This is a genomic window from Streptococcus bovismuti, from assembly GCF_042436615.2.
In the GTDB taxonomy this organism is placed as follows: domain Bacteria; phylum Bacillota; class Bacilli; order Lactobacillales; family Streptococcaceae; genus Streptococcus.
In genome coordinates this window covers 25,708-41,556 of sequence record NZ_JBHMFR020000004.1, presented here as the reverse complement: position 1 = coordinate 41,556, position 15,849 = coordinate 25,708, and the positions used below count along the sequence as shown (strand labels likewise).

Annotated in this window: 15 protein-coding genes and 1 riboswitch; of the genes, 3 read left to right on the top strand and 12 right to left on the bottom strand. The window is 42.6% G+C overall.

All coding sequences use genetic code 11. The features are described from left to right. The 8 genes from fabF to ACERDH_RS05505 all read right to left on the bottom strand — a co-directional run bounded on the left by fabF (nucleotide 1) and on the right by ACERDH_RS05505 (nucleotide 6,608). Nucleotides 1-1,236, bottom strand: coding sequence for a beta-ketoacyl-ACP synthase II (gene fabF / locus ACERDH_RS05540; protein ID WP_000774075.1), 1,236 nt, complete (start codon nucleotides 1,234-1,236; stop codon nucleotides 1-3). Between the two features lie 21 nt (nucleotides 1,237-1,257). Then, nucleotides 1,258-1,989, bottom strand: coding sequence for a 3-oxoacyl-[acyl-carrier-protein] reductase (fabG, locus tag ACERDH_RS05535; RefSeq protein WP_261035006.1), 732 nt, complete (start codon nucleotides 1,987-1,989; stop codon nucleotides 1,258-1,260). A gap of 40 nt (nucleotides 1,990-2,029) precedes the next feature. Continuing rightward, nucleotides 2,030-2,953: an ACP S-malonyltransferase gene (gene fabD / locus ACERDH_RS05530; RefSeq protein ID WP_084927827.1), complete on the bottom strand. Its 924-nt coding sequence runs from the start codon at nucleotides 2,951-2,953 to the stop codon at nucleotides 2,030-2,032. Continuing rightward, a complete protein-coding gene (fabK, locus tag ACERDH_RS05525) occupies nucleotides 2,946-3,920 on the bottom strand; it encodes an enoyl-[acyl-carrier-protein] reductase FabK (protein ID WP_000857445.1) in 975 nt (324 codons plus the stop codon). Before fabK ends, fabD begins: the two co-directional genes overlap by 8 nt. Before the next feature lie 117 nt (nucleotides 3,921-4,037). Beyond that, nucleotides 4,038-4,262 carry an acyl carrier protein gene (locus ACERDH_RS05520; protein ID WP_000257838.1) on the bottom strand — a complete coding sequence of 75 codons (225 nt, stop codon included), beginning with the start codon at nucleotides 4,260-4,262 and terminating at the stop codon, nucleotides 4,038-4,040. 58 nt (nucleotides 4,263-4,320) lie between these two features. Beyond that, a complete protein-coding gene (locus ACERDH_RS05515) occupies nucleotides 4,321-5,295 on the bottom strand; it encodes a beta-ketoacyl-ACP synthase III (protein WP_386684335.1) in 975 nt (324 codons plus the stop codon). Beyond that, a complete protein-coding gene (gene fabT, locus ACERDH_RS05510) occupies nucleotides 5,295-5,729 on the bottom strand; it encodes a fatty acid biosynthesis transcriptional regulator FabT (protein WP_000386355.1) in 435 nt (144 codons plus the stop codon). Before fabT ends, ACERDH_RS05515 begins: the two co-directional genes overlap by 1 nt. A 93-nt stretch (nucleotides 5,730-5,822) precedes the next feature. Beyond that, the gene (locus ACERDH_RS05505) at nucleotides 5,823-6,608 is read right to left on the bottom strand and encodes an enoyl-CoA hydratase (RefSeq protein ID WP_386684332.1); all 786 of its coding nucleotides are present in this window, start codon (nucleotides 6,606-6,608) and stop codon (nucleotides 5,823-5,825) included. 209 nt (nucleotides 6,609-6,817) lie between these two features. Between ACERDH_RS05505 and ACERDH_RS05500 the strand changes: the two genes are divergently transcribed. From ACERDH_RS05500 to serS, 3 genes are all read left to right on the top strand, one after another. Continuing rightward, on the top strand, nucleotides 6,818-8,182 hold the full coding sequence (locus ACERDH_RS05500; RefSeq protein WP_386684329.1) for an aspartate kinase: 1,365 nt from the start codon (nucleotides 6,818-6,820) through the stop codon (nucleotides 8,180-8,182). A 2-nt stretch (nucleotides 8,183-8,184) separates the two neighbouring features. Then, on the top strand, nucleotides 8,185-8,556 hold the full coding sequence (locus ACERDH_RS05495; RefSeq protein WP_020901044.1) for a DUF956 family protein: 372 nt from the start codon (nucleotides 8,185-8,187) through the stop codon (nucleotides 8,554-8,556). Between the two features lie 213 nt (nucleotides 8,557-8,769). Beyond that, nucleotides 8,770-10,044, top strand: coding sequence for a serine--tRNA ligase (serS, locus tag ACERDH_RS05490; RefSeq protein ID WP_033682265.1), 1,275 nt, complete (start codon nucleotides 8,770-8,772; stop codon nucleotides 10,042-10,044). A 24-nt stretch (nucleotides 10,045-10,068) separates the two neighbouring features. Here serS and ACERDH_RS05485 read toward each other — a convergent pair whose 3' ends face one another. The 4 genes from ACERDH_RS05485 to ACERDH_RS05470 form a co-directional block, all read right to left on the bottom strand. Continuing rightward, nucleotides 10,069-10,968 (bottom strand): TDT family transporter, encoded by a 900-nt coding sequence (locus tag ACERDH_RS05485; protein ID WP_033682266.1) that lies wholly within the window; start codon nucleotides 10,966-10,968, stop codon nucleotides 10,069-10,071. 110 nt (nucleotides 10,969-11,078) lie between these two features. Then, nucleotides 11,079-11,627, bottom strand: coding sequence for a carboxymuconolactone decarboxylase family protein (locus ACERDH_RS05480; protein ID WP_000206774.1), 549 nt, complete (start codon nucleotides 11,625-11,627; stop codon nucleotides 11,079-11,081). A gap of 132 nt (nucleotides 11,628-11,759) precedes the next feature. After that, nucleotides 11,760-13,082 (bottom strand): alanine/glycine:cation symporter family protein, encoded by a 1,323-nt coding sequence (locus ACERDH_RS05475; protein ID WP_386684324.1) that lies wholly within the window; start codon nucleotides 13,080-13,082, stop codon nucleotides 11,760-11,762. Nucleotides 13,083-13,172: 90 nt separating this feature from the next. Then, a riboswitch (glycine riboswitch) is annotated at nucleotides 13,173-13,261 on the bottom strand. A 163-nt stretch (nucleotides 13,262-13,424) separates the two neighbouring features. Further along, nucleotides 13,425-15,761 carry an endonuclease MutS2 gene (locus ACERDH_RS05470; RefSeq protein ID WP_386684321.1) on the bottom strand — a complete coding sequence of 779 codons (2,337 nt, stop codon included), beginning with the start codon at nucleotides 15,759-15,761 and terminating at the stop codon, nucleotides 13,425-13,427. Nucleotides 15,762-15,849 lie beyond the last annotated feature (88 nt).

Below are 15,849 nucleotides of genomic sequence, written 5' to 3'. Positions count from 1 at the left end.
TTATTTATTCTCCCAACGTTTGAAAGCAAGAACTGCATTATGGCCACCAAAACCAAATGTATTTGAAATAGCGTATGGAATCTCTTGCTCCAAGCCTTGTCCATAAACGACATTGGCTTCGATATAATCTGATACTTCACTTGTTCCAGCTGTCATTGGTACAAAGTTATGACGCATAGCTTCGATTGTGACGATAGCTTCTACTGCACCCGCAGCCCCCAGCAAATGTCCTGTGAAAGACTTAGTTGATGATACAGGTACTTCCTTACCAAGAACAGCTACGATAGCACCACTTTCTCCTTTTTCATTAGCAGGAGTTGAGGTTCCGTGAGCATTGACATAGGCTACTTGTTCTGGAGAAATCTCAGCTTCTTCCAAAGCGAGTTTGATGGCCTTGATAGCTCCCTGACCTTCTGGATGTGGAGAAGTCATATGGTAGGCATCACAGGTATTTCCGTAACCAACCACTTCAGCCAGGATAGTAGCGCCACGTTTTTCGGCGTGTTCAAGACTTTCAAGAACCAACATCCCAGAACCTTCACCCATGACAAAACCATTACGATCCTTATCAAATGGAATGGAAGCACGAGTTGGGTCCTCTGTAGTTGAGAGAGCAGTTAGGGCTTGGAAACCAGCAATAGCAAAAGGTGTGATAGAGGCTTCTGAACCACCTACCAACATAACGTCTTGGAAACCAAATTTAATTGAGCGGAAGGCATCCCCAATCGCGTCATTTGATGAAGCGCAGGCAGTATTGATGGATTTACAAACACCGTTTGCTCCAAAACGCATAGCAACATTTCCTGAAGCCATATTTGGCAAGGCTTTTGGAAGGGTCAATGGTTTCACACGTTTTGGTCCTTTGTCATTTAGGCGAAGCACTTGATCTTCAATTTCTTTGATTCCACCAATACCAGAAGCCACGATAACACCAAAACGATCCTTATCAAGAGTCTCCACATCGAGATTAGCGTGATTGACAGCTTCTTGGGCTGCGTACAAGGCATACAAAGAGTAGTTATCAAAACGATTGGTATCTTTCTTAACAAAGTATTTATCAAAAGGAAAATCTTGGATTTCTGCTGCATTATGCACATCAAAGTCACTATGATCAAATTTTGTAATTTGACCAATTCCGATTTTTCCAGTTGTCAAACTATTCCAAAATTCTTCTGGTGTATTTCCGATTGGAGATGTTACTCCATAACCTGTTACTACTACGCGATTTAGTTTCATCTTTTTTACCTCTAGCTTCTGCTACATACTTAAGCCACCATCAATGGCAACCACTTGACCAGTTAGATAATCTTGGCCTGCTAAAAATACTGTCAAATCTGCAACCTGCTCTGCCTGCCCAAATTCTTTCATAGGAATTTGTGCCAGCATAGCATCTTTTACCTTGTCTGATAGAACAGCTGTCATATCGGACTCAATCATTCCAGGTGCAATAGCATTAACCCTGATATTGCGATTGGCCACTTCACGCGCCACAGACTTGGTAAAACCAATCAAACCAGCCTTAGAAGCTGCATAGTTAGCTTGACCGATATTTCCCATCAAACCAACTACGCTAGACATATTAATGATAGCACCTTCTCTGGCTTTCATCATCGGTTTCAAGACTGATTGTGTCATGTTAAAGGCACCAGTTAAGTTAACTTTAAGCACTTTTTCAAAATCCGCTTCTGTCATCTTGAGCATCAGGGTATCTTGAGTAATTCCTGCATTGTTAACCAAAACATCTACTGAACCCAGCTCTGCAATAGCTTTCTCAACCATACGCTTAGCGTCTGCAAAATCTGATACATCTCCTGATATAGGAACCACCTTGACACCATAGTTTGAAAACTCAGCGAGCAATTCTTCTGAGATTGCCCCACGACTGTTTAAAACAATATTGGCTCCTGCTTGAGCAAACTTGTGGGCAATAGCAAGACCAATTCCACGACTCGAACCTGTAATAAAGATATTTTTATTTTTTAGTTGCATTCTTTTCTCCTGTTTCCTCTTGTATTTATGGGAGAAGGGATTACTTGTTTTCTAGCAAGGCTTCCAAGCTAGCCTGATCTTCAACATTGGCTAATTTAGCTGTCTTATCAATTTTTTTCACAAAGCCTGACAAGACTTTCCCCGGACCAATCTCGATAAAGTTGGTTACGCCTGCTTCTTGCATGACCCCAATACTTTCATAGAAACGAACTGGCTCCTTGACCTGACGCGTCAAAAGTTGAGCAATGTCTTCTTTTTTCATAACTGCAGCTTCTGTATTGCCGACTAGGGGACAAGTGAAATCTGAAAAACTTACCTGAGCTAGAGTTTCAGCTAGTTTCTGGCTAGCAGGCTCAAGGAGAGCGGTATGAAAAGGTCCTGAAACCTTGAGAGGAATCAAGCGTTTGGTGCCTGCTTCCTGCAAGAGTTCTACAGCTCGATCAACTGCAACCACTTCTCCACCAATCACGATTTGTGCAGGTGTATTATAGTTGGCTGGGGTAACCACTCCGAGTTCAGAAGCTTTTTGACAGGCTTCCTCAATGACCTCTACTGGCGTATTGAGAACTGCTACCATCTTGCCAGAACCAGCAGGGGCCGCTTCTTCCATATAGGCTCCACGCTTAGCAACTAAGGCAACAGCTTCTTCAAAATCCAAGGCGCCGCTGGCCACCAAGGCAGAATATTCCCCAAGGGACAAACCAGCAACCATATCAGGCTGATAGCCCTTTTCTTGCAATAAACGGTAAATAGCAACTGAAGTCGCTAAAATAGCTGGTTGCGTATAGCGGGTCTGGTTAAGTTTTGCTTCTTCCGTATCAATGAGATAACGCAAATCATAACCGAGTACCTGACTCGCTTGATCAATCGTTTCTTTGACAATAGGGTAGTGATCATAGAGATCCCGTCCCATACCTAGATACTGGGCACCTTGGCCAGCAAATAAAAAGGCCGTTTTAGTCATTTCTTACAACTCCTGCCCAACGAGAGGCTTCTTCTTGAATTTTCTTAGCTGCTCCGTAATACAAATCTTTTAGGATTTCTTCAACGGTTTCTTCTTTGGAAACAAGCCCAGCAATTTGACCTGCCATAACAGATCCACCATCCACATCTCCGTGAACAACTGCTTTGGCTAGAGCACCAGCTCCCATTTGTTCAAAGATTTCCAAATCAGGATTTTCTTGTTTAAAGGCATCTTTCTCAGCTTTTTCAAAATCACGAGTCAACTGATTTTTAATCGCACGAACAGCATGTCCAAAGTGTTGAGCTGAAATCGTAGTATCAATATCTCTAGCTTTTAAGATCTTCGCCTTGTAATTTGGATGGGCATTAGATTCTTTTGCAACGACAAAACGAGTTCCAACCTGAACCGCCTCTGCCCCTAGCATAAAGCCAGCTGCAGCACCTTCACCATCTGCAATTCCACCTGCAGCAATAACAGGAATAGAAACAGCTGCAGCAACCTGGCGCACCAAGGTCATGGTTGTTAATTTCCCAATGTGTCCCCCAGCTTCCATTCCTTCTGCAATAACAGCGTCTGCACCGATTTTTTCCATGCGTTTGGCTAGGGCCACACTTGGTACAACAGGAATAACTGTAATCCCTGCTTCATGGAAACGTTCCATGTATTTACTTGGATTTCCTGCGCCTGTTGTAACTACCTTAACCCCTTCCTCGATAACGAGGTCTACAATATCTTCCACAAAGGGAGACAAGAGCATGATGTTGACACCAAAGGGTTTATCCGTCAATGATTTGATTTTATCAATATTTGCCTTGACAACTTCTTTCGGGGCATTTCCCCCACCGATAATCCCTAGCCCCCCAGCCTTGGAAACAGCCCCCGCCAAATCACCATCAGCGACCCAGGCCATTCCTCCTTGGAAAATAGGATAATCAATATTCAATAATTCTGTAATACGCGTTTTCATAGTGCCTCCATCGTTTCTTGCTTACGTAATAGTTCGATACTGTCATAATTTGACAATCAAACTATTGCCTAAACAAGAGGGAGCGGGTTTCCCTACTCCTTCTATCTTATATTCTGCTTATTTTGTTTGCTCTTCAACGTAGGCAACCAAGTCACCAACTGTTTTCAAGTCATCTTCTGCTTCGATTTGGATATCAAAAGCATCTTCAATTTCTGAGATTACTTGGAACAAGTCCAATGAATCTGCGTCCAAATCATCAAAAGTTGATTCAAGTGTTACTTCTGATGCGTCTTTTCCAAGTTCTTCAACGATAATTTCTTGTACTTTTTCAAATACTGCCATGATAGGACTCCTTTAAAATAAATAGTTTTTTATAACAATGTGTTCACCACATGATTACCTAAATTGTAAGAATGAGCGTGCCCCAGGTCAAGCCTCCACCGAAGCCTGATAAAAGAACAGTCTGGCTACCATCTAAGCGGATGAGACCTTGTTCTACACACTCTGAAAGTAAAATCGGGATACTTGCTGCACTGGTATTGCCATATTCCATCATATTGGCTGGAAGTTTGGCTCGGTCGACACCGATTTTTCTAGCCATCTTATCCAAAATACGGTCATTAGCCTGATGAAGTAGCAGATAATCCAAGTCTGTCGCCTCTATAGGAGATTCATCAATAGTCTGCTTGATAGACTTGGCTACATCTCGAATCGCAAAATCAAAGACTGCGCGTCCATCCATCTTCAAAAATGAATCTGCACTTTCTTGATCTGAAAAAGGAGAATGCAAGCCTGAATGTCCGTAAGTTAGACACTCGCTACGACTCCCATCGCTATTGAGACTCTCCGCTAAGAAATGCTCTTGCTCGCTAGCTTCCAGCAAAACACCACCAGCACCATCTCCAAATAAAACAGCTGTTGATCGATCTGACCAATCGACTGCTTTAGAGAGGGTTTCACTACCAATCACCAAGCCTTTTTGAAAGCGACCAGAAGCGATAAACTTTTCAGCAGTTGAAAGAGCAAATACAAATCCACTGCAAGCAGCTGTTAGGTCAAAAGCAAAGGCCTTATTAGCACCAATATTGGCTTGGACACGAGCAGCTGTAGAGGGCATCATTGAATCTGGAGTAATAGTAGCTAGGATGATAAAATCCAGCTCCTCCCCTGTGATTCCAGCTTTTGTCATCAGTTTCTTAGCAACCTCTGTAGCCAAATCACTAGTAGATTCTGTTCTTGAGATATGCCTTTGTCGTATTCCCGTCCGACTTGAAATCCACTCATCATTGGTATCCATAATCTGAGCCAAATCATGATTTGTAACCACTTGCTCTGGCACATAATGAGCAACCTGGCTTATTTTTGCAAAAGCCATTATCTCAAATCCTCCAAAAATTGATAAAGATTGGTCAAGCCTTTACTCATAACCTCAATTTCTTGCTTACTCATACCATCGATGATTTTTTCAACCATGGCCTTGTGGAAGCGTTTATGTAGCCTATGAACCAAGCGACCTTTCTTTGTCAAATGCAGATGTACCACACGTCGATCATGTTCTGAACGAATGCGTTCAATGTAACCCTTGCGTTCGAGATTATTCAAACTAGTCGTAACTGTCCCAAGAGTCACCATCAACTCTTTCGACACTTGACTTGGTGTCACATCTGGAACTTTTCCAATCACATCAATCGTATGCATTTCTTTGATGGAGATATCCTTGAAACGACTACCTCTCAAGCTAACTTCCTCAATAACGAGGACATTGTTAAATATAGACGTTAAATATTCATTAATTCGTTGGTAGTCCAATCTTTCCTTCCCTCCTTTTCAAAAAAACTTTTAGAATCAAAACATTTGACAAGAGAATTATATCAAAGTTCAAAGAATGGTGCAAGTATTTTTTTATTTTCCTATAAATTTAGGTCTTCTTCTCTCCGAATGAGCCCGAACTCCTTCTTTAAAATCCTCCGTTTGGGCTAGAGATTCTTGAAGGTTCAATTCCAAAGTTGCATACTCTTGCCAATCTTTAAATTGGCTCTCCCAAACCAACTTCTTGATGGCAGCATAGGAATTGCTTGAACCACGTCTTAATTTTTTAAGAAGCTGTTCTCTGGTCTTTTCTAGTTTATCAGCTTCAGAGACCCGATAAACAAGACCCCACTCCAGAGCTTTTTCTGCTGTCAATGCCTCTCCTGTCATGGCTAGTTGGGCAGCACGCGTCACACCGATACTTCGACTCAAGAGATGAATTCCTCCTGCATCCGGAGCCAAACCAACTCCAACAAATGCTTGTATAAATTTAGCCTTATCGGTCGCTAGACAGAAATCTGCGGCAACAGCCATATTTGCTGCAGCACCTGCAACAGCCCCATCAACTTCCATCAAAACAGGTTTTGCAATTTGCTTGATTTTATAAGAAATAGTATTGACCAATTCTGCTATTTTCGTCAATGATGGAATATCATCCTCATCCACTGCCCGCTTCATCTCTACTAAATCTCCCCCGACTGAAAAGACTTTGCCATTGGCATTAATCAAGATAAACTGTACAGCTGGATGCTCTTCTGCCAAAGTTAGAGCTTCTAAAATTTCCTCACACATAGGAATATGAAAACCATTTGCGACCTCAGGACGGTTCAAGGTAAGAATTGCCAAGTCCTCTTCAAGCTGATAAATAATATGTTCCATCAGGACTCCTTTTTATTTTATAAGCAGTTTAAATTATTCTATTTTCAAAGTATATCTTTTTTAAAATCAGAAAGCAAGAAAAAATCAACTGAAAGTGTCTCAACCGATTAGAAAGGCTCGCTTTATACTAGAAAGCATCTTATTTTCTTCATTGAAAAAAGGCTTTCTTTCTGCTATAATCGTATAAAATACTTACTTTAGGAGTTCTTATGAAGGTTGTTAAATTTGGAGGTAGCTCTCTTGCCTCTGCTAGTCAATTAGAAAAAGTTTTAAACATCGTAAAAAGCGATTCAGAGCGTCGTTTTGTAGTCGTTTCTGCGCCTGGTAAACGCAATGCTGAAGATACTAAGGTTACGGATGCCTTGATTAAATACTACCGCGACTATGTTGCTGGTAACGATATTAGTAAGAGTCAAAACTGGATTATCGACCGCTATGCTGCTATGGTTAGTGAACTAGGTCTTAAACCAGCTGTGCTAGAAAAAATTTCTAAAAGCATTCGTGCCTTAGCTACTCTTCCTATCGAAGAAAACGAATTTCTCTACGACACTTTCCTAGCAGCTGGTGAAAATAACAATGCTAAATTGATTGCTGCCTACTTTAATCAAAATGGTATCGATGCACGCTATGTGCACCCTAGAGAAGCTGGTATTGTGGTCACAAGTGAACCTGGTAACGCTCGCATCATTCCATCAAGTTATGACAAGATTGAAGAATTGACAAATGCAAATGAAGTTCTTGTCATTCCTGGTTTCTTTGGGGTTACCAGGGAAAATCAAATCTGTACCTTCTCACGTGGAGGCTCTGATATCACTGGTTCTATCATTGCTGCAGGGGTTAAAGCTGATCTCTATGAAAACTTTACGGATGTTGATGGTATCTTTGCAGCTCACCCAGGTATCATCCATCAACCACATTCTATCCCTGAATTGACCTACCGTGAAATGCGTGAGTTGGCCTATGCAGGATTCTCAGTCCTTCATGATGAAGCTCTTCTACCTGCCTACCGTGGAAAAATTCCTCTAGTTATCAAGAATACCAACAATCCTGACCATCCAGGTACTCGTATCGTTCTAAAACACAGTAGTGATGAATTTCCAGTTGTGGGAATTGCTGGTGACTCAGGCTTTGTCAGCATCAACATGTCTAAATACCTTATGAACCGTGAGGTTGGATTTGGACGCAAGGTTCTTCAAATCCTTGAAGATCTTAACATCGGTTGGGAACATATGCCAACAGGTATCGACGATCTTTCAATCATCCTCCGTTCTCGCGAACTAACTCCTATCAAGGAAGAAGAAATCCTTCGTCAGTTGGTTCAAAAGGCCGAAGTAGACCATGCAGAAATCGAGCACGACCTTTCAATCATTATGATTGTTGGAGAAAAGATGAAGAGCCATATCGGTGTCACTGCTACTGCGACACGCGCTTTATCTGAAAATAAGATCAACATCCAGATGATGTCTCAAGGTTCTAGTGAGGTTTCTATCATGTTTGTTGTCCATAAAGACCAAGAAAAAGCAGCTATCAAAGCCCTCTACAATGCCTTTTTCGGTGAAAGTAAGGAAGACTAAGCATGGCTCAATCTCTTAACAAAACAGTGCTCCTCAATACAACAGGCACCTCCTACCTCTCTATAGCTGGGAAAGTGGGAAAATTCTTGGTCGGGGATCAGGCTCTGGAATTTTATCCAGATGTCAATGTTGAACAATTTATCCAGATTCCTTGGAGCCATATCAACCAGATTGGGGCAAATGTCACTGGGCGAAAAATCAGTCGCCACTTCGAAGTCTTTACAGACAAAGGAAAATTCCTCTTTGCTTCAAAAGACTCGGGTGCCATTCTCAAAATTGCTCGCGAAAAACTGGGTAATGACAAGGTTGTCAAACTTCCAACCCTGATTCAAACCATTAGTCAAAAATTTAAAAATCTATTTGCAAAAAAGTAGAAACTTTAGTATAATCATAGCAACGGATAAGTAGGTTATCTTCTTCTTTCAGAAAGTCTGCGGGTGCTGCGAGCAGATAGGAGGGATAAGTGAAATTCTACCGTTAGTAACAATTGCATACACAATCAAGTGCACACCTGTGAAGTTGGATGGAACCGTGGCCCTGCCACTCCAACGCTTTGTCAGGTGTGCTTTTTTCATAAAGGAGTTCTTATGTTAGATATCAAACGTATTCGTACAGACTTTGATGCTGTCGCAGAAAAATTAGCTACACGTGGTGTAGATGCTGCTGTCTTGAATGAAATGAAAGAAATCGATGCTAAACGTCGTGATATTTTAGTCAAGGTTGAAACTTTAAAAGCAGAACGTAACACAGTTTCTGCTGAGATTGCCCAAGCTAAGCGCAACAAGGAAAATGCAGATGACAAGATTGCTGCTATGCAAACCCTATCTGCTGAAGTAAAAGCCTTGGATGCTGAATTGGCAGAAATCGATGCTAAATTGACAGAATTTACAACGACTCTTCCAAATATCCCAGCTGACAGCGTTCCTGTTGGAGCTGACGAAGACGACAATGTGGAAGTTCGCCGTTGGGGTACTCCACGCAAGTTTGACTTCGAGCCAAAAGCTCACTGGGACCTTGGTGAAGACCTTGATATTCTTGACTGGGAACGTGGCGGTAAGGTAACAGGAGCTCGTTTCCTCTTCTATAAAGGACTCGGTGCTCGTTTAGAACGTGCCATCTACAACTTTATGTTGGATGAACATGGAAAAGAAGGCTATACTGAAGTCATCACACCATACATGGTTAACCACGATTCTATGTTTGGTACTGGGCAATATCCAAAATTCAAGGAAGATACTTTTGAATTGAGCGACAGCAATTACGTCCTCATTCCTACAGCCGAGGTTCCTCTAACAAACTACTACCGTGATGAAATCCTTGACGGTAAAGACCTGCCAATCTACTTCACTGCTATGAGTCCTTCATTCCGTTCTGAGGCTGGTTCAGCTGGTCGTGATACTCGTGGCTTGATTCGTTTGCACCAATTCCACAAGGTTGAAATGGTTAAATTTGCCAAACCAGAAGAATCTTACGAAGAATTGGAAAAGATGACAGCCAACGCTGAAAACATCCTTCAAAAACTCAACCTTCCATACCGTGTCGTTGCGCTCTCTACAGGAGATATGGGCTTCTCAGCTGCTAAAACTTACGACTTGGAAGTTTGGATTCCAGCGCAAAATACTTACCGTGAAATCTCAAGCTGTTCAAACACAGAAGATTTCCAAGCCCGTCGTGCTCAAATCCGTTACCGCGATGAAGCTGATGGCAAGGTAAAATTGCTCCACACCTTAAACGGTTCTGGACTTGCAGTTGGACGTACAGTAGCTGCTATTCTTGAAAACTACCAAAACGCAGATGGTTCTGTGACTATCCCAGAAGCACTTCGTCCATACATGGGTGGAGCTGAAGTTATCAAACCATAAAAAATAAGGTTTAGCTATTTTTAGCTAGACCTTTTTTCGTAACCAAATCAGATAAGTGCCCAATACAAAGAATAAAATAGTTAGGCATATAATAGTTTCAGCCAATACCAAATAATCCAAAAATGAAAGTTTCAAGATTCCCTGAGACATCTTGAGAGAGGTAGCTGTGATAATGGTTGGGAAGGTGAGTGCTGAGAAGGCTGGTTGAAAGCCTTGTTTTAAAATATTGGGCAGGCGAGTCAAAACAAAGAAAAAGAAGGATTGAGAAGCCAAAATCATGACGATTAAGACCCAAGTTGGTAGGCTGGCTCCTCCAACTCGGACTAGAGAAGCCAAGAGTAGAGAGAAGGGAGCACAGTAGATCCCTTCTTGCCCAAGCAAGGCTAGTGGGAGCGGATGTTTCTTTAAATCGCTATAAATAAGCGGGTAGAGATAGAAGGTCAAGAGAAATCCAAAACTCAAAGTCGCATAGGCAATTTCTATGATGCCTACAAGAGGATAGGTCAAGGCTGCTACTGCTATCCCCACATAGAGAACCGTCCAGCTAGGAGTGGCCTGAACTCTCTTACCTGGATAGGCAAATTTAATGGTGAAACCAGCAATCAAGAACAAATCCAAGAGAAATGAAAACCACCAAAGTCCTTGCGCTACCAAAGGAAGATGAGGGAAGACTCGAAAGACATAAGTCGATAAAATCATCCCAGCCATAGGAAAAGTGGCCATCCCTGACAAAAGAGGAGGCTTGGTCAATTCTTGCTTGATTTCCTTCCAATTAAAGAGATGCAGCATTAGAAAGTAAGTCCACAAAACCAAACCTGTCAGACTAAACAGATGGGACAGAACCGGCAACGTATCTAAAATAAGGTTTCCAGCTCCTGCCAAACCTAGCAAACAACCAGAAAATACCAAGGGGAGTTTTTTCATCCTAACCTCCAATAATCATGTTAGTTTCAGTATAGCATAAAAGCGCTTAAATGAGGACTAAAAAAACGAAGTCCAATTATTTCAGACTTCATTTTTTACTCAGATAATGATTAAGCATAAGGTTGCAATTCTGGGTTAATTGGGGTATTAGCTAGATTATTGGCATAGTTACAGAGGCTTGCTAGGCTGACACCAAGAACCACATCCAAGGCATTTTGTTGGGTGTAGCCAGCTTCTAGAAACTCAGCCAAGGCTTCATCTCCCACACGTCCCTTGGTATTGATAACCGCCAAGGTAAACTTAGCTAGGGTGTCCAATTTAGGATCTGTTTCAATTGGAGTACGATTGCGGAGGGCTTGCAGAAGATCATCATTCATCTGGATTTGTTTGATTGAAAAGGCTGTGTGACCTGCGACGCAGAAGGCACAACCATTGGTCACGGCTGCCGTGATTTGCACCACTTCACGCTCAACGGGTGTCAGGCTGTTGCGACGGTTGATAGCTCCGACAGTACGGTAAGCCTCTAAAGCAGTCGGTGCATTAGCCAAGAGACCGATTAGATTGGGAATATAGCCATTGTTATCTTTTTGTACTGTTTCTAGAACTTCTTTCACTTCTGCTGGTGCTGATTCTACTGTATGGATGGTAAATGTTGTCATCATAAAACCTCTTTTCATTTTGTTAAAATCTAGTCTATCACAGATTCTATACCGTGTATAATATATATTTTAAATTGCATTGATAGAAATTTTTTATGAAAGCAAAAAACTCACACGAGCTGTGTGAGTTCATTATTTATTAAAATACTTTTTAGTTTCAGCAATAACGACTGGCGACAAAACTAAGAGAGCAATCAAGTTTGGTAGAGCCATTAAGGCATTCACGATATCCGCGATAATCCAAACCATATCCAACTCGATAAATCCTCCCAACAAGACCATGAGCACAAAGACCACACGGTAAAGCCAGATAAAGCGAACCCCAAATAGGAACTCAAAACAACGTTCCCCGTAGTAGTTCCAACCTAGAATTGTCGTAAAGGCAAAGAGTACAAGGAAGATGGTCAGGAGGGCAGGCCCAAAGTGTGAAAAGACTGTTGAGAAGGCTGACTGAGTCAGGGCAACCCCATTTAAGTCACCACTCCAAACCCCAGTCACCAAGATGGTCAAACCAGTCAAAGTACAGATAATAAGAGTATCAATAAAGGTTCCTGTCATGGAAATCAAGCCTTGCTCTACTGGTTCATTTGTCTTAGCTGCAGCAGCTGCAATGGGAGCAGAACCCAGACCAGATTCATTTGAGAACACACCACGCGCCACACCATTTTGGATAGCCATCCGAATGCTAGCACCGGCAAATCCACCTACTGCAGCAACAGGACTAAAAGCTGATGTCAAGATTAAAGCGATTGTGCCAGGAATTTTCCCTATATTAAGGAAAATAACTGTAAGAGTTCCCAAAATATAAATGATAGCCATAAAAGGAACAACAGTAGTTGAAACCTTTGAAATGGACTTGAGTCCACCAAAGACTGCAATCGCTACAAAAACAGACAACACAAGAGCCGTGATAGCTGGCGAAATAGTCGTTGTATTCTGGATAGATTCAGTAATCGAGTTAACTTGGGTAAAGGTCCCGATTCCCAACAAAGCTACTAGCACACCTGCCAGGGCAAAGAAGATGGCAAGGGGACGCCACTTTTCTCCCATCCCTAGAAGAATATAGTGCATAGGACCTCCCGCTACTGCACCATGATCATCCTTGGTGCGGTATTTGATAGCCAAGAGTCCTTCCGCATACTTGGTAGCCATCCCAAAGAAAGCAGCCATCCACATCCAAAAGAGGGCTCCTGGGCCACCGACCTTGATAGCCGTCGCCACCCCGATAATATTTCCCGTACCAACTGTCGCTGCGAGGGCTGTACACAAGGCCGCAAAGCTGGATACATCGCCATGCCCCTTGTCCTTAGTAAAAATGAGTTGAAAGGCCTTGGGCAGACGCAAAACCTGCAAGAGTCCTAAACGAGCAGTTAGGTAAATCCCCGTTCCGACCAATAAAATCAAGAGGGGTGGGCCCCAAGCAAAAGCATCAATTGATTTAAGCAATTCTAACATTTCCTTCTCCTATCTTTTCAACCCCAAAAGAAAGAGCACATGCAAGATACATGTACTCTGGAATGCTTAGATAAATGCTAAAAAGCGGTCTATCCTAGCTCTGTCCTTTTACCTGAGAGTTTGAGCAGTTGCCTGCCTTGCCCCTTCGGTGCCTTTACGGTCTCTCCAGAGTTCCGTCCATTTACAGTCATGGAAAATCAAACGATTCTCCACTTCTATTAAACTTCATTCGGTGTTGGTATTTAATTGATTCTTATTTTACAAAAAATGTTGGCTTTTGTCAATGTGTTTATTAGTAAAAATTAGTTCAACAGTTTTTACTTTATAAAGTCCAGAATACTGCTATCCTTTAAAGGTCACAATAGTTGCGCCACTCCCTCCAGCATTTTGTGGGGCATAGCCAAAACTCTTGACATGTTTGTTTCTTTGTAGGTATTTGGTGACACCTTCACGGATGACACCTGTTCCGATACCATGGATGATATCAACTTGGGCCATATTGTTAAGCAGGGCTTGGTCGATAAAGGCATCTAGCTCATTCATAGCTTCTTCATAACGTTTACCTCGAAGATCTAGTCTTGCTTGCGGTCCTCTGCCAGATGTTCGTTTCACAACATTGACCTGTTTCTTCTTGACCTGCTTTTCTTGCTGGGCTTGAACGAGGTCAAATTCTTTTTCTTCCAAGGTCATCTTGATTAAACCGACTTGTGCTTCCCAGCGACCATCCTTAAGTTGACTGGTCAAGGTACCACGCTGTCCATAACTGAGAACAACGATATCATCTCCCACCTTTGGAGCACGTTTTTTCTTGGACTTTTGAAGAACCTTATTTTTAGACAAATCTACTTTTTCAGGAGCTAATTTTTTCAGTTTGGCCTTGGCTTCAATGATTTCGTGGGGTTTGAGTTGAGATTTGCTGTGGAGATTTTTGAGAATCTGGTCACTCTCACTTAGAGCCATGTCCACAATCTCAGCAGCCTGTTCACGCGCCTTATTAAGCTCGGTTTCCTTTTCACGATTGAGCTCGTTGTAAAGTTTTTTGAGAGCACGGTTCATCTTGAGATTTTCTTGCTCCACCTCACGGATATTGTCCAAGCGTTTGCGACTTTCCAGTGTCTGCTCTTCCAGTTGTTCAATGATTCGGTTGACATCATTGTCCTGATCGACCTGCTGGCTGGCATCCCCCACGATAACCTCAGATAGTCCTAAACGTTTAGCGATTTCGAAGGCATTGCTTCGGCCAGGAACACCCTGCATAAAGCGATAGGTCGGGCGAAGAGTTGCAGTATCAAACTCCATGCTGGCATTTTGCACAAAGGCTGTCTCAATACCATAGGCCTTAAGTTCTGGATAGTGGGTCGTAGCCATGGTCTTGACTTGACGTAGGCGAAGGTCCTCCAGAATAGCCATAGCGAGGGCGGCTCCCTCTTGAGGGTCGGTACCAGCCCCCAACTCATCCAAGAGTAGGAGTGAATGTTGGTTGACCTTGCCAAGAATATCCACAATATTAGTCATGTGGCTAGAGAAGGTAGACAAACTCTGCTCAATAGACTGCTCATCGCCAATATCGGCAAAGATTTCTTCAAAGATACCAACACGACTTCCCTTGTCTGCTAAAATCGGCAAACCAGACTGGGCCATAACCTGTGTCAAACCCAGAGTTTTGAGCATGATGGTCTTCCCACCTGTATTGGGGCCTGTAATGACAATAGCTGTTAAATCTTGGCCAAAATGGACATCATTTGCGACGGCATTTTTGACCAGAGGATGGCAGACATGGAGCAGTTGAATTTCTTGATTTTCTGACAGCTGAGGTACGACTGCTTGTCTTTCTTGGATAAAGCGGACCTTGGCACGAATCAAGTCCAGATGGCCGATAATCCAAGCATCATTGGCAATCTCAGCCGCATGAGGGCGAACACGCTCAGAAATTTCTTGGAGAATGCGAAGCATTTCATAGCGCTCATCTGCTCGTAAACTAGCAATTTCTTCGCTCAGTTTGACCACCTCACGGGGTTCGATGTAGACGGTATTTCCACTAGCAGAAATATCATGAACGACACCTGCAATCTTATTGCGGTAGGTGTTTTTGACTGGTAAAACCTGACGGCCATTTCTGCTAGCAACAATTCCTTCTGTCAACATCTGCGCTTTTTGCTTGAGCAGGTCCTGTAAAACATCGCGTACCTGACTCTCGCTATCATGGATTTTCCGACGGATGCGCGCCAATTCTTCACTGGCAAAATTTTCAATGAAACCTGCATCATTAAAGGCTTGGAGATTTCCTTGTAATTGCGGAAAATCGTGTAATTTCTCAAACCAAATGGCTAATTCTTCCAAGCTGACATTTTCCAGATTGTCATAAAAACTTTGCAGCTCTCGGCTAGACAGAAGCACGCGCTTCAAGAGTAGGAACTCCTCGATATTGAGGTCCGCTCCCATCTCCAACCGCTTGCAGACTCCTGCAATTTCCTTAGTTGCGAGAATGGTGAAATGCGGTTGCTCGACGAAAAGAGCCTGCATTTCCTTCATCTCAGCAAAAGCCTGTTTGATTTTATCTGCTTTGGCAGTCGGAGCCAGCTGTCTCAATTGCTCCAAGCCCTGCTCGGTCAACAAATGAGGTTCAAACAAGGCCTTGACCTTATTGAACTCTAATGTTTCTAATATTTTCTTGTTCATCTTTATTTCCTTGTCTTTGAATGTCTAGGTGTGGTAGCTTTTTACATTCTGATAGATTCGAGTCAATCTGTAAACAAAGGGCTAGGAA